The sequence below is a fragment of the Mycoplasma sp. AC1221 genome, assembly GCF_054353815.1.
Window position 1 is genome coordinate 16242 of the sequence record NZ_JBTHHH010000010.1, and the last position, 22253, is coordinate 38494.

20 protein-coding genes are annotated in these 22253 nt (G+C 26.9%); 11 read left to right on the plus strand and 9 right to left on the minus strand.

From position 1 onward, the window contains the following. Window positions 1–2 precede the first annotated feature (2 nt). Entirely contained in the window at window positions 3–236 is a 234-nt protein-coding gene (gene secG, locus ACXYRK_RS02270; RefSeq protein WP_458607485.1) for a preprotein translocase subunit SecG, read from the minus strand. A 147-nt stretch (window positions 237–383) separates the two neighbouring features. Between secG and ACXYRK_RS02275 the strand changes: the two genes are divergently transcribed. Then, window positions 384–2084, plus strand: coding sequence for a hypothetical protein (locus tag ACXYRK_RS02275; RefSeq protein ID WP_458617890.1), 1701 nt, complete (start codon window positions 384–386; stop codon window positions 2082–2084). Window positions 2085–2105: 21 nt separating this feature from the next. Here the strand turns inward: ACXYRK_RS02275 and pfkA are convergent, their stop codons facing one another. From pfkA to ACXYRK_RS02295, 4 genes are all read right to left on the minus strand, one after another. Further along, window positions 2106–3080 (minus strand): 6-phosphofructokinase, encoded by a 975-nt coding sequence (pfkA, locus tag ACXYRK_RS02280; RefSeq protein WP_458597383.1) that lies wholly within the window; start codon window positions 3078–3080, stop codon window positions 2106–2108. A gap of 7 nt (window positions 3081–3087) precedes the next feature. Continuing rightward, complete coding sequence (locus tag ACXYRK_RS02285; protein WP_458614274.1) at window positions 3088–3918, minus strand: bifunctional 5,10-methylenetetrahydrofolate dehydrogenase/5,10-methenyltetrahydrofolate cyclohydrolase; 831 nt, start codon at window positions 3916–3918, stop codon at window positions 3088–3090. Then, entirely contained in the window at window positions 3906–6395 is a 2490-nt protein-coding gene (locus ACXYRK_RS02290; RefSeq protein ID WP_458617892.1) for a valine--tRNA ligase, read from the minus strand. Before ACXYRK_RS02290 ends, ACXYRK_RS02285 begins: the two co-directional genes overlap by 13 nt. A 174-nt stretch (window positions 6396–6569) precedes the next feature. Continuing rightward, window positions 6570–8060 (minus strand): APC family permease, encoded by a 1491-nt coding sequence (locus ACXYRK_RS02295; RefSeq protein ID WP_458597386.1) that lies wholly within the window; start codon window positions 8058–8060, stop codon window positions 6570–6572. Between the two features lie 224 nt (window positions 8061–8284). Between ACXYRK_RS02295 and ACXYRK_RS02300 the strand changes: the two genes are divergently transcribed. From ACXYRK_RS02300 to ACXYRK_RS02310, 3 genes are all read left to right on the plus strand, one after another. Next, window positions 8285–11278, plus strand: a complete 2994-nt coding sequence (locus tag ACXYRK_RS02300; protein ID WP_458617894.1) for a coiled-coil domain-containing protein — start codon at window positions 8285–8287, stop codon at window positions 11276–11278. A 9-nt stretch (window positions 11279–11287) separates the two neighbouring features. Beyond that, window positions 11288–11425 carry a hypothetical protein gene (locus tag ACXYRK_RS02305; RefSeq protein WP_435130575.1) on the plus strand — a complete coding sequence of 46 codons (138 nt, stop codon included), beginning with the start codon at window positions 11288–11290 and terminating at the stop codon, window positions 11423–11425. Window positions 11426–11524: 99 nt separating this feature from the next. Then, a complete protein-coding gene (locus ACXYRK_RS02310; protein WP_458614981.1) occupies window positions 11525–12553 on the plus strand; it encodes an Eco57I restriction-modification methylase domain-containing protein in 1029 nt (342 codons plus the stop codon). Here ACXYRK_RS02310 and ACXYRK_RS02315 read toward each other — a convergent pair. Continuing rightward, on the minus strand, window positions 12543–13214 hold the full coding sequence (locus ACXYRK_RS02315) for a hypothetical protein (RefSeq protein WP_458617896.1): 672 nt from the start codon (window positions 13212–13214) through the stop codon (window positions 12543–12545). The two genes, ACXYRK_RS02310 and ACXYRK_RS02315, sit on opposite strands and share 11 nt — an antisense overlap. Before the next feature lie 82 nt (window positions 13215–13296). Here ACXYRK_RS02315 and ACXYRK_RS02320 point away from each other — a divergent pair, with 82 nt between their 5' ends. The 6 genes from ACXYRK_RS02320 to ACXYRK_RS02345 all read left to right on the plus strand — a co-directional run bounded on the left by ACXYRK_RS02320 (window position 13297) and on the right by ACXYRK_RS02345 (window position 19661). Next, a complete protein-coding gene (locus ACXYRK_RS02320; protein WP_458607492.1) occupies window positions 13297–14532 on the plus strand; it encodes an MFS transporter in 1236 nt (411 codons plus the stop codon). A 126-nt stretch (window positions 14533–14658) separates the two neighbouring features. Next, on the plus strand, window positions 14659–15492 hold the full coding sequence (locus tag ACXYRK_RS02325) for a pseudouridine synthase (RefSeq protein WP_458617897.1): 834 nt from the start codon (window positions 14659–14661) through the stop codon (window positions 15490–15492). Window positions 15493–15499: 7 nt separating this feature from the next. Next, complete coding sequence (locus tag ACXYRK_RS02330; protein ID WP_458617899.1) at window positions 15500–15802, plus strand: Asp-tRNA(Asn)/Glu-tRNA(Gln) amidotransferase subunit GatC; 303 nt, start codon at window positions 15500–15502, stop codon at window positions 15800–15802. After that, window positions 15802–17127 (plus strand): amidase family protein, encoded by a 1326-nt coding sequence (locus tag ACXYRK_RS02335; protein ID WP_458617901.1) that lies wholly within the window; start codon window positions 15802–15804, stop codon window positions 17125–17127. Before ACXYRK_RS02330 ends, ACXYRK_RS02335 begins: the two co-directional genes overlap by 1 nt. Then, complete coding sequence (gene gatB, locus ACXYRK_RS02340) at window positions 17120–18544, plus strand: Asp-tRNA(Asn)/Glu-tRNA(Gln) amidotransferase subunit GatB (RefSeq protein WP_458617903.1); 1425 nt, start codon at window positions 17120–17122, stop codon at window positions 18542–18544. The genes ACXYRK_RS02335 and gatB overlap by 8 nt, the downstream gene beginning before the upstream one ends. Continuing rightward, complete coding sequence (locus tag ACXYRK_RS02345) at window positions 18525–19661, plus strand: YhjD/YihY/BrkB family envelope integrity protein (RefSeq protein ID WP_458617905.1); 1137 nt, start codon at window positions 18525–18527, stop codon at window positions 19659–19661. The genes gatB and ACXYRK_RS02345 overlap by 20 nt, the downstream gene beginning before the upstream one ends. 58 nt (window positions 19662–19719) lie before the next feature. Here the strand turns inward: ACXYRK_RS02345 and rpmE are convergent, their stop codons facing one another. From rpmE to ACXYRK_RS02360, 3 genes are all read right to left on the minus strand, one after another. After that, complete coding sequence (rpmE, locus tag ACXYRK_RS02350) at window positions 19720–19932, minus strand: 50S ribosomal protein L31 (protein ID WP_435130593.1); 213 nt, start codon at window positions 19930–19932, stop codon at window positions 19720–19722. A 12-nt stretch (window positions 19933–19944) separates the two neighbouring features. Beyond that, entirely contained in the window at window positions 19945–20544 is a 600-nt protein-coding gene (gene rpsD / locus ACXYRK_RS02355) for a 30S ribosomal protein S4 (protein WP_458598161.1), read from the minus strand. Window positions 20545–20734: 190 nt separating this feature from the next. After that, a complete protein-coding gene (locus tag ACXYRK_RS02360) occupies window positions 20735–21328 on the minus strand; it encodes an FMN-dependent NADH-azoreductase (protein ID WP_458614286.1) in 594 nt (197 codons plus the stop codon). A 217-nt stretch (window positions 21329–21545) separates the two neighbouring features. Between ACXYRK_RS02360 and ACXYRK_RS02365 the strand changes: the two genes are divergently transcribed. Further along, window positions 21546–22253 (plus strand): restriction endonuclease subunit S (locus ACXYRK_RS02365; protein WP_458617907.1); only part of this gene is annotated, 708 nt, incomplete at its 3' end.

Consider the following 22253-nt stretch of genomic DNA (forward strand, 5'->3'; position numbering starts at 1 on the left):
ATTTAACGAACAAAAACCCTTAATAAAATTGCAATTACAAATAACAAAATTCCCAATGCAATCATAGTATATTTTAAGGCTTTTTTAATTCCCCTTTCTTTTGAAATTTTAAATAAATCAAGGTCTCCAGAACCAACTAATGCACCTGAAAAACCATTTGAATCAGGTGACATTAAAAAGGAGACAATTAAGATTACAAAAGATATAATAATTAAAATTACTGTTAATGCGATCATAATTTCCTTATAAGTTTTATTATTATATATTATTCTATTTTTTTCTTAATATTTTGATTATAAATATCTTAATTTATTAATTTTGTTTTACAACTCATCATATGCTATGTATTTTCATTTTTATAAAGATATAATATAATTAAAATTATGCAAAAAAAATGAAAATATAAATTTTTATCATTGTTATCAACCATTGCTACTACCACAACATTAATAGCTGCAGCTTGTTCACCTAAGCAACAAGTCAGCAGCTCTGAAAATGTTGTAGATAAAGAAGCAGAGAACAAAGAAAACGAGATAAAAATCCAAAATCAACGAATAGAAACTTTGCAAAAAGTACATAACTATGCTTTTAATTTAGTCATCCCACAGATTATTACACAGGTAACAAAAAGTGCTAATGATTTATTAAATAACAAAGATAAACAGAAGCAATTCACAGAGAATCCTGAATTAAAAAACCAAATTACACAATTAACTAAATACGATGACTTGCTTAATGGTTTTAATGATATTAATAAGAAACTTTTAGAAGCAAACTTTTATCAACATAAGCCATACTATAATTTCACAGCGAAAATTACTAATATAGGTCGTATAATTTTTCAAAATCGTATATATATAATTTCACAAATACTTCAAACCAACCATGAAGATGCAGAGAAAATAACTGATTATGTAAAAAAATATAGCGAAATATATGCACTTTTGAATTTTTCAGCTCGTTTATATTGATCAGAAAGTGTTTTAAAAGTTCTGTCTAACGATAAACAAATTGATCAAAATAAAATAACCGATATTCAAAAAGAATCTATCAATTTTCACAGTCATATTGATGATATTTTAAAACAAATTCAAGAAACTAACTATTTAGAAAATAATGAAATAATTACAAAAGTCGAAGATTTAACAAAAAAACTAAATGATACATTTTTAAAACTTAATGAGTTTTGAAAAACTTATTTACAATTAGAACATAAAAAGCAAATATGAAGTTTTGCTATTGGTAAATATAAAGATACTAAATTGGAGATAGAAAATCAAATCATAGATAATTATGAACCTTTATCTAGTTATATTGATAAATTAAGCAAAGATAAAAATAAAGATGAAAAAGAGAAGAATGCAAACGAAACAAGAATTCAGCAGCTTAAAAACCTTCATGAAAAACTTTTAAAAGAAGGTAATACACCAGAAACAGATATAAGAAATGATGTTGATTATCAATTCTTTTTACCTGTAAATGCTACTTTTAAGTATCGCGATAATCAATATCCTGCTAATTTATTTTTAACTGTATATTCAAAGGATAATACTGGTAAATTTAAGTTAAATGACTTCGATTTGGATGATAATACCACAAATTTGTCTACACTTATTCCTGATGATGTAAAACATTTTGCTAAACTTACCCTATCCCATAATGATTTTGTTAACTTATATGCTTCATACTTTAATGTAAGAGAAATGTTTCTTAATCCAGAAGATGAGCAAGCATTACAACCATATAAACTAGCTTTAATCAATTTATTTACAGTAAATTCAGTAAATTATGATAAAGCAGACAATGTATTAAAACTAGGTTTATTAAATGAATTTGATAACGGTAATTATAATTATAATGCTGACAGTTTTGAAGGCAGCATCCCAGGATTATTCTCAAATTTTGCATTATTTTTCAATAAAGATAGTTTTATAGAAAATTCTAATGTTGATTTATTCTTCCAAATTTCAGATGATTTATATAATTATCTAGATGCTTTAAATAAAAAGCAGAATACAAATAACCAACCAAATGAATTGGGTTCAAAAGAAAATATATTCAAAATTGAAATTCAATATCAATAAAAGTCCCTGATTTAGGGACTTTTATGATTGATTTAGTTTATTAAATTTCTTAGCTAGTTCAACTGCTTTATCTTTGGCTGGATTATCCATTGATAAAGCTTGTAAAATAGGGATTCCAGTAACTATACCGTTAATTAATCCAATTGCTAAACCTGATTTACCTTCAAGTAATAATTCCACTGCTTTAATTCCCATCACAGATGATAAAACACGTTCAGCAGCAGTCGGTTTACCCCCACGTTGGATGTGATTCAGTGGATTAATGCGAGTTTCCCATTTGGTTGCTTGCTGAATTAATGAACGCAGTAAATTTAAATCATATTTTTTCTCTGAAATTACAATCATAATGCTGCGACGTCATGATTGTTTTGATAACTCTAGTGCTTTTTCAACAATTTCTTCGTTAGAAAGATTTAATTCAGCGGTTGCAATGATTTCAGCACCAGTAGCTAAACCAGAATATAAAGTTAAATCACCACAACCATTTCCCATTACTTCAACTAACATAATGCGTTTATGACTTTGTGCTGTATCACGAATGCGATCAATAGCTTCTACCACGGTGTTTAATGCGGTATCATAACCGATGGTTACATCGCTTGAAGCGATATCATTATCAATTGTACCTGGCAAACCAATAGTTTTTACACCTAATTCGTGTAATAACTGAGCACCTTTATAACTTCCATCTCCACCGATAACAACTAATGCTTCGATACCAAGTTCTTTTAGGTTTTTTACAGCAACTAAACGAGTTTTTTCATCTTTAAACTCTGGATAACGGGCTGAAAAAATGCATGTTCCACCTTGATTGATATAGTTGTCTAAATTAACTTTTTCTGATGGAATTATTTCATTATTGCATAAACCTTTATATCCTTCAAATACTAAATAACTTTGGATTCCGTTTGCTTTTGCAGTTTTTACAATCGCTCTTAATGCATTATTCATTCCAGGTGCGTCACCACCAGAAGTTAATATAGCAATTTTCTTCATTATTCTCCTATCTTACAATATCAAGTAAGTTTTTTAATAAACAAACAACAGTAACAGGTCCTACTCCACCCGGAACAGGGGTAATGGCTGAAACTTTATCCTTTACAGATTCAAAGTCTACATCACCTGCTAAAGTATCGCTAAGTTGACTATCTAAATTAGTTCCTACATCGATTACGATCGCACCTTCTTTAACATTCATTGCTTTAACATACTTAGCAACACCGATAGCAACAATTATAATATCACCACTTTCCACACCCTTTAAACCAGTGCGTTCGTTATAGGTGGCTACATCTGCACCCATACGCTTGATAATATGAGCAATAGGTTTACCAACCACTTTACTACGTCCTACAACACACACTTTTTTACCTTTAACATCAATATTATGATACTCCATTAATTCTAAGACAGCCCTTGCGGTAGCTGGAACAAAATGTTTAGTAGGAATATCGTTATAAAGTGTAAATTCATTTTTTGCACTAAGTCCATCAACATCTTTTTCGTGTGGGACCGCATCTAATATCACTTGCTGGGGTATATGTGCAGGCAAAGGTAGTTGGATGATAACTCCGGTAGATTTTTCATTTATAATATCAAGTTTCTTAAGCAGTAGCTTTTGTGTAATGGTTTCAGGGAATTTATATAATGTTCCTTTTAAACCAATTTCTTCACATTTTTTTAATTTAGCTGCTACATATTTATTTGATGCTGGATTATCTCCAACCTGCACAATTGATAAATTCGGTTTATCTTCATCATCAAGTTGTGCAACTTCTGCTTTTAATTTTAAAAGTTCTGCCTGGGCTAATTCTTTTCCACTTAGTATTTTCATTTAAGCTCCTTTTGGTATTTTTCTAGGTCTTGTGAATATTTTTGTAACTTAATTCGTTCTGCTTCAACTTTTTCAGCAGGTGCAGAAGTAACAAATTTTTGGTTTGAAAGCATATTTTTAGCTCGCTGTATTTCAAATTCAGTATCCTTAATTTTCTTCAACAGGTCTGCTTTATTTTTTTCTTTTAAAGCTGCATCTACTTTAATATAAAGGTTTTTACCTTGAATAGAAATAAGAAAATCATTATTTTCTGAAACTAGTGCATTAGCTAATTTATTAATCATTTCAATAGCATTTTTAGGTAAATTGCTTTGATAATCGTAATATATAACATCTTTTTTAGAGATTTTATTATCATCACGGAAGCGACGAATAGCGGTAGTTATTTCGATGACTTCATCAATATATTCAATACCTTTTTTGATTTTCAAAATAGGCCATTTTGCTTCTAAAAGCTCTGTATTATAGATATCTTTGTATAAATAATCGGTTAAAAAAGGTAAGAATGGGTGTAGAATAATTAATGTTTTTTGTAACACTTGCAATGCAATCTTTTTATTAGAATTAGTTTTTAAAAATTCAACATATCAACCACTTAAATCATTAAAAATATATTTGTATATTTCACTGCCGAGTACAGCAAAATCATATTTATTAACAAACTTGCTTATTTTTCTTGACAAGAATGCGAGTTTGTTAAAAATTCATTTATCAGCTGGACTTAATGATTTATCCTTTGAATCAGGAAGTTCTTTAATGTAGTTTGCTATATTTCATAATTTATTATTTACTCTTCATGCGGCTTCAACTTTTTCGCTTGAAAAACGAATGTCCATTCCAGGTGCTGTATTAGTTAGCAAAAATCAACGAAGAGCATCGGATCCATATTGATCAATTAATTGCATTGGATCTACTCCGTTATTAAATGATTTTGACATTTTTCGTCCATCTTCAGCACGAATTAATCCGTGAAATAGCAATTGTTTAAACGGTATTTGTTTCATGAATTCCAAACTCATAAAATACATTCTAGCAACTCAAAAGAAGATAATATCATAACCTGTAACTAATAAAGATGTAGGGTAAAATCTTTTTAATAATAGATTATTCAAATCAGGTCAGTTTAAGAAAGTAAATGGTGCTATCCCTGATGAAAATCAAGTATCAAGAACATCAGGATCTTGAATCCAATTTGGACCAGGACTGTCTATTTGGACTTTAATTTGATCTTGATAATATCAAACCGGTAATCGATGTCCTCACCAAAGCTGACGTGAAATGGTTCAATCATGCACATTTTCCATCCATTGCTTCATTGTGTCTTTAAGCCTATTCGGATAGAATTTAACTCCATTTTTGGATTTTAAATCATTTAATATATGATTTTTTAACTTATCCATTTTCACAAATCATTGTGGAAGCACCAATGTCTCAACAACTGATTTAGAACGATCAGAAACAGCAACATTTGAAATTACATCTTCTGCTTTTTCAAGCATATTTTGCTCTTTTAAGTAGTTAGCAATTGCTAAACGTGCTTGAAAACGTTCCATTTTATCAAAAGCACAACCAGGAGCATTAATAAAACCGTTTTTATCAATAGTTTCATTAATTTGTAAGTTTAACCTTGTTATTATTTCAATGTCTGCTTCAGAATGTGCAGATAATTTCATTAAACCACTTCCAAATTTTGGGTCAACATATGAATCAGCTATAATTGGAAGTATTTTCTTAGTAATCGGGTGCACAACAAACATCCCCTGATATTTTTGATAACGAATATCAGTTGGATTATAAACAACAGCAACATCGCTTAGCAGTGTTTCAGTACGCACAGTAGCAATAATCAATGATTCATTTGAATTATAAATTGGGTATTTAATATAATACATTTTTTGTTGGGTAGGTACATTATTAACTTCAATATTTGAAAGGGCAGTTTGTAATTTTATATCCCAACTGATTGCTCGCATTCCTTTGTATAATAAACCTTTGTTATACATATCAACAAATACTTTTTGCACTGCAGCACTAACTTTTTCATCTAAGGTAAAGCGTGCATTTTGATAATCGAGAGCTAATCCCATCTTGTATCATTGTTGTTTAAATATTTCAGCATACTTATGCTTTCATTCTCAAACTCGCTTGATAAATTCATTGCGACCTAAATCGTGTCGAGTTTTACCTTCACTTTTAAAAATAACATCTTCAACCTTAGATTGAGTGGCAATTCCGGCATGATCCATACCGGGAATTCACATCACATCATAACCTTTAAGTTTTTTATAACGAATAATTGTGTCAGGAATATATGAATCAAGAGCATGCCCTAAATGTAGCATCCCGGTTACATTCGGAGGCGGAAGCAAGATTGAAAAAGGTTTTTTCTTAACATCGTGGGTAATAAAATATTTTTTATCACGTCATTTTGCTTCTATACCTTTTTCAACTAATTTATGATCATAATTTTTGTTCATAAATCCTCCTTTTAAAGAAGTTATAATAAATCTTTATATATTATAAACTATTTCATAAATTTTCTAGGGAAATGCTAAAAATAATATAAACTTATGCAACTTTGTGGAACAATAAACTAAAAGTATGTTTATTTAGTGTAAAAATATTAAAAAAAACTACATAAGATGCAGTTCTTAATTTGTATTAGGATGTTCAATTTCACAATTATGTGTGTGATCGCTATTTTGTTTTAGTAGTTGTGTATATTCTTTTGAAGAAAGATTTTGTGATTGATTTTGTGGGTTTACAATTGCTTTTTTAAAGTCAATAAATCATTTGAATAATAAATATACTCCTCAAACAATAAATCCAATTACCATAAATACAATATAACTTAATATTGTTATTAATTGTGAACTATCATATGCTTCACCTACAATAGGTGGAATAAATGTAATTAATAATACTATAATAATTAAGATACTTGTAATAATGTATACTATCTTTTCTCATAATGGAAACTTAACTTCATTGCGCAATTTTTTCGAAAGAACTAATACTGCTATAATAGCAAGTAAATATTGCACAAAGAAGACTAAATTACCTGCATTTAAGATAGTTTCAAATTGATCTGGTACACCCAATAAACCTGGTAGAATTGTAAAGATAATCATTGAAGCTATAGTAATGGATGCTGCAAAAACGATTGCTTTACGGTGTTGTCCGTTTTTAGCTACTTGTGATAATTGACTTGGTAAAAATCCATCTTGTGCTAATGGAACAACTGCTTTTGCATAATATATCATTGAAAAGACGGTTGAAGTAACTTGTCTAAATAAAAGTCCGATAGTAAATATAATCAATCCTGCAATTCCCATAACCTTATTCATTATTGCAGCGGTATAATTCGAGATAGTTTTTGTTGAAACACTTGATGAATCAATAAAAATAAACATTAAATAAAATACTAAATAAATGAATAAGATGATACCAAAAACAGAAAGCAAGATTTTTCTAAAGTTTTTCGCTTCAACTTCTGTTGATAAACCTGATAATCCTTCTACGCCACCATACGCATATATGAAACTTAAGATTGAACTTATTATCATAAATGGTGTAACTTTTTCTGTGTTTTTAATAAATGAATTCCCTGGATTTTGAATTAATAAAGCTATAACAGAAGCAAAAATAATCGCAATAACAATCCATTTTATATAAGCTGTTCAAACAATAACTTTTTTAGAAATACCAAAATTTAATGCTGAAATAATTGTTAAAACAATAAAAAATAGTAATGCTAAAAGTTGTATTAACAATGAATATTTCTCATAGACTGATGAATTGTTGATAAATAATCTAATAATAGATATAAAGAACAAAGGTGTAGTTGCAGAAAACAAGGGAGCCTGCAAGAACTGGTTTCATCCGTTAAAATATCATAGTCATCTTTTTTTTGGGAATGCTTTTTTAACAAAAACATATGATCCACCAACTTCTTTTGAATACATTTGGGTTCCACGTGCAAAAGCAAGCATAACACCACCTGCAATAAATGAAGTAATAGCAAATACTAAAATACTATAACTACCTGTTTTTAAAACACTAGCAATCGAGGCAAGAAGACCAAATCCGACGATATAATTTATACCATAGAAAAGAAAATTCTTTCCTTTAATTTTTTTCATTTAATCACTCCTAATATATTGATTTTTAATTATATATCAATAAATAATAGCAAAAAATTAATTTTTTCCTAAAAAAATGATAAAAATTTAACTTTTTAGTTATATAAATCCTGTTATAAAAGTATATATAGTATTTGATATTATAAAATATCAAAATATTTTACTTTTTTTGTTTCTAATTTGTTCTTTTGTTGTTCTCTTAATATATATAAAGTGGAGGTAAAATGACAAAAAACATAAAACTGATTATGATTTTAGGTTCAACTGCAGTTGTTGCAGGAGCAGCAGCATATCCAATTAAGCTTGCAATAACGAAACTGCAGAAAAATTCATCTAATTCACCTGTTCTTACAAATCAAAAAAGTTTTGAATATCAGAAGGTAATTGAAAATATAGACAATTTTAATAAGCAAAGACCTAGTTTTGATAATTTAAATGCAGAAAAAGATGCATTTGTAAAATTACAAAACCAAATTAATGAGAGAATAAATAAAATAAAAGGTTTTCAAAATAAAATCCAAGACGAACTAAAACGAACGCAAAATATAAATCTTTCTTTTAATCAAAATATCTTACCGATTAAAGAAGATTTAAAAATTTTTTTAAGCGATATTATAGACAAAAATAATGAAATACAAGCTGTTAAGTTGAATCAGGAACTTAATTCAGATCAAATAAAATCATTAAAAAGTTTTTTAGATGAAAATAACAATAGATTGAACTCTAAATGAGATATTTATCTAAAATTGATAAAAAAACATAATGAAAATTTGAAAAAACTATCAGCTGATACAGATGAAATTCCATGAGTAAAGCAAAGTTATGAACAAACCGCTTTATTAGAATCTAATATACAAACTTTATTAAATGAAATAAATAATAATGTTTGATTGGAAACCGATGATTTTTTAGGTTACTATAATCATATAAATAAGATTATTAATGATGTTATTGGATTAATTGATTCAAGCGATATATACATAAATTTTTGAATAAAGCATGATTTGAATATTAATATCAATTATGCTAATTCGATTAAGAATAATGAAAGTTCTTTAAAAAGTTTGCAACAAAATATGAATTTATTAAATCAGAATTTGCAAACTTATAAAGAAACAGTTAACAAATTTATTGAATCAACAAATTTGTTAAAAAAGACATTATCTGAATCTAAAAACTCACTGCAACAAAAGCAAGAAAGTTATTTAAACTATCTAAATAACTATAAGAAAGTGATTAATGATGCATATACAAAGCAACTTACTTTATATCAAAGTGCATTAAAAACAAGCCAAAACAATGATATAAAAAAAATAGCAAGCAATATGAATGATGCTATAAGCAAGCAAGAAAAAGAATTCGAAGACAAATATAACAAAGAAGAAAAAACAGAAAATAAATTTAATAATATAAGTAATTTTATAAGTAAGGATTTTTGATTTTTACAAAAGAATTGGTATAAACTAAGTCAAAATGTCTTAGATAACGAGAATAATGTTTCAAGACAAGCATTTGATAATGATATAAAATTAAACGATAAGAATATTGTAGTTTTAAATTTATATAATCAACTTAATAAAGCAAATCATAGAAATATGGATTTAAAAAATGAACTGATTAAACAAAATAATGAGTTAGATAAAATAGACAAACTTTATAAAGAAAATAACAGTGATGAACTATATATAAAGAAGCAAATTTTTCTAAGAGATATAGATAAAACTAAAAGATTAATTGAAGATACTGATAACAAAATAAAACAAACTCAAAATCAAATTAATCAAGAAATAAATAAATATGATGAAATATTAAAGAATACCGATAAATATTTTACTGGTTCGTTGCAATTATCTAATGCAAATTCATTATTTTTTTCTATCAATGAAGAAAATATGAGTACTATAAAAGCACAAGGTAGGCAAATAGCATTACTAGAAACAGATATTAATGATAAAAAGAAATTAATCGATTTATTAAAAGGTAATATTAATGATTTAACAGATTCAAAAAGAAAACTTGAATCTAAATTAACACAGTTAGATAATGATAAAAAAGAACTAGAGCAAAAATTAAATGAAACCAAAAAAATAACAAATAAAATGAATCAGCAAAATGATGATAACTTAAAAATTATTAACACAAAAAACAAAGAAATAGAGATATTAAGACAAAAAGATTCTGAAAATGAAAAATTAATTCAAACAAAACGTAATGAAATAGACAGAATAAAAACAGAAAATTTAAAAATTCAAGAACAAATTCAATTTAATAGACAAAAGATACAGCAATTAAATGGTCAACTTGATGGCAAAGTTGAAATAATAGATAATTTAAATACACAAATCCAACAACTAAATGGTCAGCTTACACAGAATCAAAATGCAATAAATGCAAAGGCAAAAGAAATACAACAACTTACAAATCAAAATAGTGAACTAAGAGAGCAAATACAACAAAAAGATGAAGAAATTTTAGAACACCAAAGAACAATAGCAGAAAATACAAAAATTATTGAAGGAAAAGACAAAGAAATAAAGCACTTATTGCAAACATTAAGAAGTGCATATCAAGCAAGAGATGAAATAGCAAATAATACCAAAAATTATGGTGAAAACATTGTAGCAATGTATTTAGAAATAAACAAACTCAAAGAGCAGTTAAATGATGTAAACCAAAAATATTCAGATACAGATCAAGAAAAGAATCGACTTCATGCATCACTTAATACACTAACTACTAATTTCAACAATTTACAAAACCAAAATAATAACAATTTAAATGAAATAAAGTTACTAAATAAGAGAAACAACGATTTAAAGGACAATAAAACTAAATTATTATCTGATTATCAGAGTATGATTAATAAATATGAATTCACAAAAAAACAATATGAAGATTTAAAATTAGAAAATTATGAATACAGAAGAAAATGAGGTGTAGCTGGTGAGCTAAACAGAGAAAAAGATGTAACTATTGCGGTTCTGAACAAAAAACTAATTAATTATAATGAATTAATCAAGTTGGTAAAAGAACTAAGAGATATCTATGATGGTATTTCAAAAAAATCAAAGTATAGATACAGAGAAGGGCCTTCATCTTCTGGATATCCTTATACAGGAAGCGAAATGTATGAAAAAATAGATTATGGTGCCACATATGAATACCACGCCAGAAAATTTCTAGAAAATGCTAAACCATATTATGAAAATGAAGAATAAAGGAGATAAATGAATACACCGAATAAACAAGAATTATCAAATAACCAAATAAATGAATTATTTTTTGAGTATATTGAAAAAAGCAAAAACATTGAATGTTCTGATATTTTCGATTTTACAATATATGAAAAATATTTAATGACATAACATTAGCAGCCTAATAAGGCTGTATTTTCAAATTTTGATATTTTAAACATAAATTGTTATATAATAATTAAACAAAAATTAAAGGTGATAAAGTAAAATATGAATAAAATTAATTATGGACAAGTATTTACGCCAAAAGATATCGTTTTAAAAATGATATCTTTAATTTCTTTTGATAACAATGCTTTTATATTGGAAACTTCATCTGGAACAGGTAATTTTTATTTTGAATTAATCAAAAAATATAATAATCTTATAGCATTAGAAATAGATGAAAATATAGCACATGTAGGAGCAAAAGTCATATCATATTTTAATACTAATTATCATCCAGATGTTATTATAGGAAATCCACCATATGTAGATTATAAAAATATTATAGATGCACCCAAAAGTAAATTTTTAATCCACAAACCTAACCTATATTTATATTTTTTAGAAAAAGCATTATCAGATTTAAAGCAAAATGGCGAACTTATTTGAATAATTCCTGCTGCAATTTTTACAACAACTTCTGCAAAGTATTTGTTAAAAATTATTTATGATAATTTTTCAATTACATACTTTGAATTAATCCCTGAAAACATTTGAGAAAACGCTGCTGTTCCTACTGCTATTATAAAGATAGTTAAAGTTAAAAATCATAAAGATAAAATTAAATATTTTTGATCTAATTGAAAAATTTTATTTGGTAAAAAACCAAAATTACCTACAGATATTATTGTAAAAGTAGGTGGAGCAAGTGGCTTCAATTCAAAATTGCAAAAAGGGAATATATCTTTTGTTGTTTCACATACAGAGAGAACAAAACAACTGAATAATATTTTGTATCAACCAAATAAATGAATTCGACCTGTCCCCATCCCACCAAGAAAATTTACATATCAAATTTTTGTTAACTGTAAAACAAGAAATAAAAGACCTTTTTATGTTTTAGATTTTCAAGAAAAAGGCGAATTTATCCATTATGATGCATCAGTTTTGTCAATATATGTAAATTTAGATTATCAAAATACTAAGAAAATTGTTGATATTTTAAACAACATTGACTGAGAATTAATGGGAATAAAAAGAGACGGAAGGTATCATTTTACACAAAGTATCTTACAAGCAATATTTAATTTTTAAAATTTTCATTAAAATCATCTAAAATTTTTGCTCTCTTCTTAACAGATTGAAAAAGTATATTTAATAAAAACTCTTTGGATTGTGCATATGTTCGATTAACTAATTTACGGTTTAAATTAGGATTAAATTGAAAAGGTAAATTATTACCATTCGGAATTAAAGATTGCATTCTTTTTAAAGATGTAAAGAAAATATCATTAGGATTATTTTTGTTGAATACTAGCAAATAATAATCTGTTTGTGTTGCTTTTAAATTCTTTGCTAACTTATAAAAATAATTTCCTCATGTATTTGAAAAATTTGGATATATATCACCTGTTAATGCAAAATATAAACCTGTTTTCGAACTTATATTACTTGCTGATTTAAGATTTGGATTAGTTATTTTAATATTCAACGGGAGAAAAAACGAATTATCAGTATTTTTGATTACTATATCATATCAAAATCTTGGTTTTGGTTGTTCATAAATTTTGACATCATATTCTTTTAAAATATTTATTTCATTTTGGATATTTAAAAGAATTTTTACTATTTTTTCTTCATTAAAAATTGAATTAATTCGTCCATCATTGTAACTTTTAGAGAAATTTATATCAAGTTCTTTTAACTTTACAATAACTTCATTTAAAACTTTATCATAATCGCTTACATAATACATATATTCCTTAAATGTTTAAATTTTACATTAACAATAATAAAATAAAAATAAAGTTGTAAAATAATAAATACAAGGAGATTTTATGGTGAGCATTAATAGACAAATCACTAATAAAATTTATTGATTTATTGCAGTTTTTGTATTATTTTTTGGTAGTCAAGGTTTTCAAATCGGAGCATCAGTATATATTTTTCAAAGTTTAAATAACTTGTGATATATCACTCTTTATTATATTTTAATTCAAGTTCCGATGATATTTGTTTTTATTTTCGGACCAAAAATTATAAAGTTATTCAAATCCAAAAATATTTTAATTTTCTCTGATTCAGCAAGTATATTTATATTATTAATAGTTTTAATCATTGCATTTAAAACACATGATAAAGCACTTTCATATTCTTTAATAGTTGCTAGTGGTTTATTTAGTATAGTCAACTCATTCAGAATTTTAGCATTTAAAAATATTGTCTATTATTTAGCAAACCAAAGCAAAGAACTTCCGATGTTTAATATCACAAACGCATTAGCTATTGCGATTTCGACATTCATCTCTCCTTTATTCACTTTATTTTTATTTGCATGACCTTTTTTTGCAGTTGTTATTTTTAACATTATTACATTTGCAATATCCTTATTTTTCTTTATTTTATTAAAGCCTAATCAGCATTCATTAAAGTTAGTTGAAGAACATACACAAGATAAAATTGCAAAAATTAAATATGAAAAATGAATTTTTGCTCTTAGTTTAGGATTATTTTTCTCGATATTCTTATTTCCTAAACAAACAGGGATTTTGCAGTTTTTTAATTATATAAAATATGATTATAAAAAATGGTCATTTTTATTTTCGATGATTATAGGTGGTTCAGCTTTATTAGGAACCGGTGCAATTTTAGGTTATATAACAGCAAAAAAGAAAGTATCGCGAAATCGGTTGTTTATGGGACTTACAATTGTTGCTTCTCTTTTAAATCTTATTTGAATCCCGATTTTATTTGCTGTAAAGGAAGACAAATTAGCACTGCTTATCACATATATAATTTTAAACTCATTTATGCAACTATCACAATCATTGCTATTTCCTATCGGAAATAATTATTTGTACTTAATTTTTGATAAAAATGAGTTCAATAAACAAAATGCTGTGACATTAATTATACGAATCATTTTTTATTGTTTAATCTTAGTTATATTTACTTGATTAGATGATTCATATGGATTTGAATATATGTTCATCCTTTATGCAATTTTATTCTTTATCATCCTTATTGCAATGGTTATTTCTCGTTATCGGATACATAAAAAAATACATCATTAATCAAAATTACTTTTAATGCTTGTTTGTAGTATTAAAAGTAATTTTTGATATATTTATAACTTATATAAAAGCATCAAATAATCAAAAAGATAAAATAATGTATAATTTAATTTATATAGGAGTAAAATGTTTGAAATTAGTGCAACAAATAACGATTCAGGGCGAACATTATTTAAGCTTTTAATTAAATATTTGAATAATGTCCCAGTTTCACGGATAGAGAAGCTTTTTCGAAAAAAAGATATAAAAGTTAATAATAGTAGAAAAGTAAGCAAAGATTTAATAATCAATGAAAATGACGAAATTGTTGTATATGGGATAAATGATATATTTAAAAATACCTTTAAAAAAGTATCATTTGATTTAAATATTTTATATGAAGATGATAATATTCTTTTAATTAATAAACAAGCAGGAGTAGTGGTTCATGGTGATGAACATAGTTTAGATCAGCAAGTTCTTTCATACCTTAATTATAAGCAAATTGATAGTTTTAAACCTAGTCATGTAGGTCGTTTAGACAAAGAAACCAGTGGAATTATTTTATATGCTAAAAATTATGCTTCATTAGTCGCTTTAAATGCTTCTAGTATTAATTTTATTAAAAAATATTTATTTAAAAGTGACTTTAATGAAGCATATAAAGAAGTTGAATTATATTTTGGTAAGCAAAATAATAAAATTAAAACATCAGTTAAAGCTAAAGATGGTTATAAATATGCTAAAACTATCTTTTCAATAGAAAACAATAAACAAATAGCACAATTGCTAACAGGACGCAAACATCAAATCCGATTATCGTTAAAATTCCTAGGTAAACCAATTTATGGTGATATGAAATATGGTGGTAAAAAAGCATCTAGATTGATGCTACATTCATATTATTTAAAATTTGTAGGTTTATCTGGTAATTTAGCTTATTTAAATAACTTTGAATTTTATGCACCAGCAAAGTGATAGGAGAAATATGATTAAAATTACTAAAGAAAAACTGAATGAAATTGTTAAAACTTTGATGTTTGAACCTACCAAGCAAGTAGTTAATGACATCCTTGAAAATTGAAATAAACTGCAAAAACAAATTAAATATTTTGATAAATTAGATTTAACAAATGTTAAACCAATGAGTCATATTAATGAAAGTTATCAAATTGATTTTCTTAGAGAAGATGAATATAATGAAGAAGATCGCGTTACAAAAGCAAGAATATTATCTAATGCACCTGAATCAGATGGTGATTACCTTAAGTTAACAAAGGTGGTAAAATAGTGCGTAGAATCAAACATCTTGGAAATTATGATGCTGCATACAATGATTTAAAAAATGATAAAAACAATGCTGTTGCGTACTTATTTCCTTATAATACAGATTTTTATACCAAAGATATGAGTTTATCAAAAGCAGTTTTAACAATTAAAGATAACTATGCAACTAAATGTGCTCCAACATCAGGATCATCAAAAATTTTAGAAAATTTTGAACCTGGTTATTCAGCTACTGCAGTTAAAAAACTATATGCTAATGGAGCACACTTTGTTGCCAAAGTACATCTTGATGAATTAGCACTCGGTGGAACTGGGACATACAGTGGATATGGGTTAATAACAAATCCGTTAGATAAAAATCGTTATGCAGGTGGTTCTTCATCAGGTTCTGTTGCTACATTTAATGAAAACATTTCGATTGCATTAGGTTCTGATACTGGTGATAGTGTAAGATTACCAGGTAGTTATAATGGAATCCCAGGATTTAAACCATCATATGGAGCAATCAGCCGCTACGGTTTATATGCTTATGCATCTTCGCTTGACACAGTTGCTTATTTTGCTCATAATGTTAACGATATTATCGCAATATCACAGGTCTTATATGGTAAAGATAACAAAGATATGACATCTGTGGATGTTGAAATTAATGATGTTGTTAAAAGAAAACCCAACAGTGTTATTGCACTTGATTTTTCTGAATTTTGTGAAGATTATATCAATGATGCATATCAACAATTGTTGCAAAAGTTATCTGCTACAGGGATAAAAGTTGAAAAAATTAAACCAAATATAGATATTTTAAGATGTGTAAAACCTGCTTATGAAATAATTTCCTATTCAGAAGCTAGTTCAAATTTAGCTAATTTAACAGGTATCGGTTTTGCAAATCGTATTGATGCAAGTTCATGAGAAGAAATTATTCGTAGCACTCGTTCAAAACACTTTGGAAAAATGGTTCAAGAACGCTTGTCGCTAGGTAGTTACTTTTTATATGCTGAAAATGTTGAAGAAATGTTATTTAAGGCTCAAAAAGCTCGTAGGGTAATAGTTGAGTATTGAAAATCCTTGCAAGATCAAGGTGATTTAGTTATTTTCCCAGCCTTTGCTGCAGTTGCTCCTACTTTTGATGCTCCTAAAGACTACGATGTGATGAGTTATATCTTAACTACTGCCAATTTAGCAGGGAATCCATCGATTACATTACCATTAGCAAAGCATCATAATTTACCATTTTCGATAGCATTAGAAACCAAGATTTATGATGATAAAAAGTTATTAGCATATGCAGAATGATTTGAAGAACTAATCGGAGAAAAACATGAATAATTTTGAAACAATTATTGGAATTGAAATCCATGTTGAATTAAAAACTAAAACTAAAATGTTTTCTGCAATGTTAAATGATTATAATGCACCGGTAAATACCACAGCAAATCAAATTGATTTAGGATATCCAGGGACCTTACCACAAGTTAATAAGCAGGCTGTAAAGTATGCTATTGCACTTGCTAAAGCATTAAATATGCAAATTGATACACAATTACATTTTGACCGTAAAAATTATTTTTATCCTGATTTACCAAAAGGATATCAAATCACTCAATTTTACCGTCCGATAGGTAAAAACGGTAAAATCGATATCATAGTAAATGATAAAATAAAAAGTATCACAATCGAAAGAATCCATTTAGAAGAGGATACAGCACGTCAACATCATAGTGAGCAAGGGACTTTATTAGATTACAATCGTGCCGGAGTTCCACTGATTGAAATTGTAACATATCCTGTGATAAAAAATTCCGATGAAGCAGTAGCATATGTAGATATGATTAAAAAGACTGTGCAGTCACTTGATATATCAGAGGGAAAACTAGAGCAAGGAACTTTACGTGCTGATATTAATATCTCTTTACGTCCTTATGGTGTAGAAAAATTCGGTACAAAAGTTGAAATCAAAAATATGAATTCGCTTTCTAATATTAAAAAAGCAATTGAATATGAAATTAAATTACAAAGAAGTAAGTTACTTTTAGGACAAGAAATTTTACAACAAACTAAAAGATTTGATGATCAAAGTAATGTCAATGTTGTAATGCGAACTAAAACAGCAGCAGTTGATTATCGCTACTTCCCTGAACCTAATATTCCTTATATCAAACTTTCTGATGCATTTATTAATTCAGTAGTATTAAAAGAACTACCACTTGAGCGAAGAGTTAGATATCAAAGTCTAAAAATTCAAAATATTTATATCAATAGCTTATTAGATGATATTAAATTAGCACAGTATTTTGATTTGATTCCTTATGAAAATAAAGAAGCTTTATCAAAAGTATTTTTTGCTGAAATAGTTTCACTTGCTAACTTAAAAGGTGTTTTAGCCTATGATTTAGGGATAAAAGTTGAGGATATCGCTAAAGCAATGCAACTTTTAGACCAAGGAGTTATTTCAGGTAAGTCATTAAAGAAATTGATTCCTTTGCTTGTAAACTTTAATTCAGATATTAACGATCTTTTAGACCAACATCAACTTAAACAAATTTCAGATCCAAAACTTATTACAAATTATTTACAAGCAATAATAGAAAATAATTCAGCATTAGTTTCTGAATACTTAAATCGGCCTGAAAAAGTATTGAAGTTTGTGCTAGGTAATTTAATGAAACAGACAAATGGACAAGTAAATCCGATAATTTCAAACGAAATTGCAGTTAAGGTTCTCGATGCTCGCTTCAAAAAATAAACCACTTAGTTACAAAAAACTAATTAAAATGCGAATACCAAAAAAGATATATAAAAGATTTTATCTTAATATTGTTTATTTTGCTACCTTTGATTTCTTTTATTGGATTTATGAGTTTTTTATCAAAGGAATTATTAGTATTTTTGCTTTTGTTTTAATTCGTAGTTATAACCAAAATCAAAAAGTTAAGCGTCGTAAGGTTGTAAACTATGTTTATGATAAATTCTCTTCATCTGAATATAATTTTATTTGACTCTCTACTGCTTTTTATATGTTAATTTCCTTTGTTTCTGTTATTTATATTGTTTATTTTTTAAACATTACCATAAATGATAACATTGGTTCATTTACAAACTATGTAGATAGTTTTTATAAAGAAACAGTTGAAAACAAATATGGTAACACTAGTACTTTTCAAGCACTTTTTAATGTTACTATCTTTAATAAATTTATTCCAGGTGGAGATCTTTATTTTAACCCATCACCTGGTAAAATACAGGTTAATAGTTTGCTACAAAAGTTATACACCTTGATTCCTGGTTCTTTTGTAGCTTTACCTGCTTTATACATAGCAGCAGGTGGTTATGGAAAACTTATCACTTCTTATAATGTAATTTATTCGCACGAAAAAGTAGGAACATATTGAGGCAATAAAGCAAAAGGGCTGTTTATCGTACTTGGTGTAGCTATAATTTTATGAACAATGTCTACTCTTAATATCTTTATTCAAGCTCGTTTATTCAATGCACACAGACTTGATGGAAGTGGTGTTAACGACTTGTTATATATTATTTTTACTATAATATTTTTTATCATAATATTTTTATATTTATTTAAATTTGTTCCTTCCTTTAAAATAAATTTTAAAGGCATTTACAAAGGTGTTATTATTTCTGCTCTTCCATCTGTTATTTTAGTTATCGCATATACATATTTAAGTAGATTATTTACTAATAATAACTATGGAGCAGCAGTAGGATTCTTTTTTAGTATCGGATTCTTTGTGAACTGATTTGTGTATTTTATGTTTTTAGGAATTACATTTAATAATGCATATTATAAAAGTTATATTAATACAAGGACGATACCAAAAAAAACCTTGGCATGATGGTTTTAAAAAAACTTATCGATATGGATAAGTTTTTTATTAATCACAAATATTGGTATCTATAATATTATTTAGATGCTTTCTTTTCAAGACGTTTGTTAAATCTATCAATTCTTCCAGTTGCTTTTGCTTGTGTTCTGTTTCCAGTATATACAGCATGACATCCTGAACAAACATCAACTGTAAAATGTTTTTTAGTTGAATTAAATTGAAATTCACTTTGACATGTTGAACAAGTTACTTTAACTTGATGGTAATCTGGGTGTAAATCTTTTTTCATATTTATTCCTTATTATTTTGAGTAGAACTCAACTACTAATGAGTCTTTAATCTCTGGGTGAATTTCTGTTCTTTCTGGTAAGCGATCCAATTTTACACTAAAGTCTTTTCTGGTTAATCAAGCAGATGCTACTTTATTTGCTAAACTTTCAGTAATTTGTACATTTGCTCTTGATTTTTCTTTTAATTCAATAACATCTCCTACTGATACAGTTATTGAAGGAATATTAGCTTTTTTACCATTTAAGGTGAAATGATTATGGTTAACTAATTGACGAGCTTGTCTACGTGTTGAAGCGAATCCGGCACGATAAACAAGGTTATCTAAACGTAATTCTAATAATTGTAGGAAGTTGGTACCTGTAACACCTTTTAATTTGGTTGCTCTTTCAAAAGTTCTACGAAGTTGTTTTTCGTTAAGTCCAAATAGGTGTTTTACTTTTTGCTTTTCATATAAGTGTAATCCGTAATCAGATAGTTTAACTTTTTTATTTCCATGTTGTCCTGGTGCATATGTTCTTTTTCTACCTTTAGAAAACTCTTTTCCAGTTTCTAAAATTGAAAAACCAAGACGACGTGATTTTTTAAATACTGGTCCAGTATATCTTGACATTTATTATCCTCTTTTCTGCATATAGAAGAGGGTTTATTTCTTGTTTAATAACTTTAACTTAATGCTTTCAAAATTCAGCTTTATCTACTAACAAGTTATGTGCGTTAAATTTATATAAAACAATAACAAACTGCTGCTAATTTATGCTTCTTAATTCTATCACAATTTTGTTTTTATAAAAATTAAATGATTAGAATTTTGCAAGAATATGATCAAGTTCATGTTTGTGGTTATCTACATAAACTGTAGCTTTTTCATCAGAAATAGGTTTTACCTTAGTTCCGTTAATTCGGTAGATTTGTACATTTTTAGCACCTAGGAATTTTCATGTTCCTTCAAGTCATGAAACATGTGAACCTCATTGATACCAATCTTGTGGCGCTCCTTGTGAAGCAATAATCAAAACATTAAGGTGATCTAATAATCCAATTGCTTCACCTTTTTTAGAATATTTATATGAAAAAGTTTTATCAGCTAACGAAACACTGTCAATAAAGTTTTTAACTACAACTGAAGCAGCAAAGTTAATCATTGATGTAGAAATAACTACTAAATCAGTTTCTTTTAATAAATTAATTCACTTATCCGAATCAATTTGTTTTCAATAATCAGGATATGTTTTTTTGGTTAAAAAGATGTCTCCATGAGTTTCATTTAAATCAAATCTTTTAACATCTTTACCTTCACTTTTAAATTTTGTTTCAAGATAATCCATAGTATCACCGGTATATGATGAATGATCCTTGTTAATTAAATTACCGTCTAAAAGTAATATTTTTTGCATTAATTCTCCTTTATTTATTTAGGATATTATTATACTATTTTTCTAAAAAGTATAAAAAAACTTACATTTTTATAGGTTATTTTTTGTTTTTTGTTTTGTAGTTGATTAAGAGTGGAGTTTTAATTACTAGATATATTTATATTTTGTATCGAATTTTATAAATAACAAACAAGTTATATAAAATAATTTATAATATATATATTCAAAGGTGGTAGAGATGAACAAAAAAATACCTGAAATAAGATTTAAGGAATTTACTGGTGATTGAGAAGGGGATCTCTTGGGAAACATTTACGATTATGCTTCTGAGGGCGGAACCCCAAATACAAACATAGAGAATTATTATAAAAATGGAAAAATTCCTTTTTTAAAAATAGAAGATACATCAAGCAAATATGTTTATCAAACAAATAATTTTATTACTGAAGAAGGTTTAAAAAATTCTTCTGCATGAATGATTAAAAAAGATAGCATAATTTTTACAAATGGAGCTACTATTGGAAATGTTTCTATCAATAAAATACCCCTTTGCACAAAACAAGGTATTTTAGGGATAGAAATAAGAAATAAATTTAACCTGGAATTTGTATATTATTTACTAAAAACATGAAATGTTCATTCTCAAACGCTTAAAAATGTTACTGTTGGTACAATACCAACAATTACACTAGGAAATTTTAGTAATATTACTTTTAAAAAACCTAAAAATACAACTGAACAACAAAAAATCTCCCAACTTTTAACTTCCTTAGATTCTTACCTTACACTTCATCAGCAAAAATATGACTTTTTAATGAATATTAAGTCTACATTGCTATCTAAAATGTTCCCTGATCAAAATTCAAAATTTCCTAATATTCGTTTTTCGGAATTTACTCACGCTTGAGAACAGGATCTTTTGGGAGAGTTAGGAAAATTTTATAGT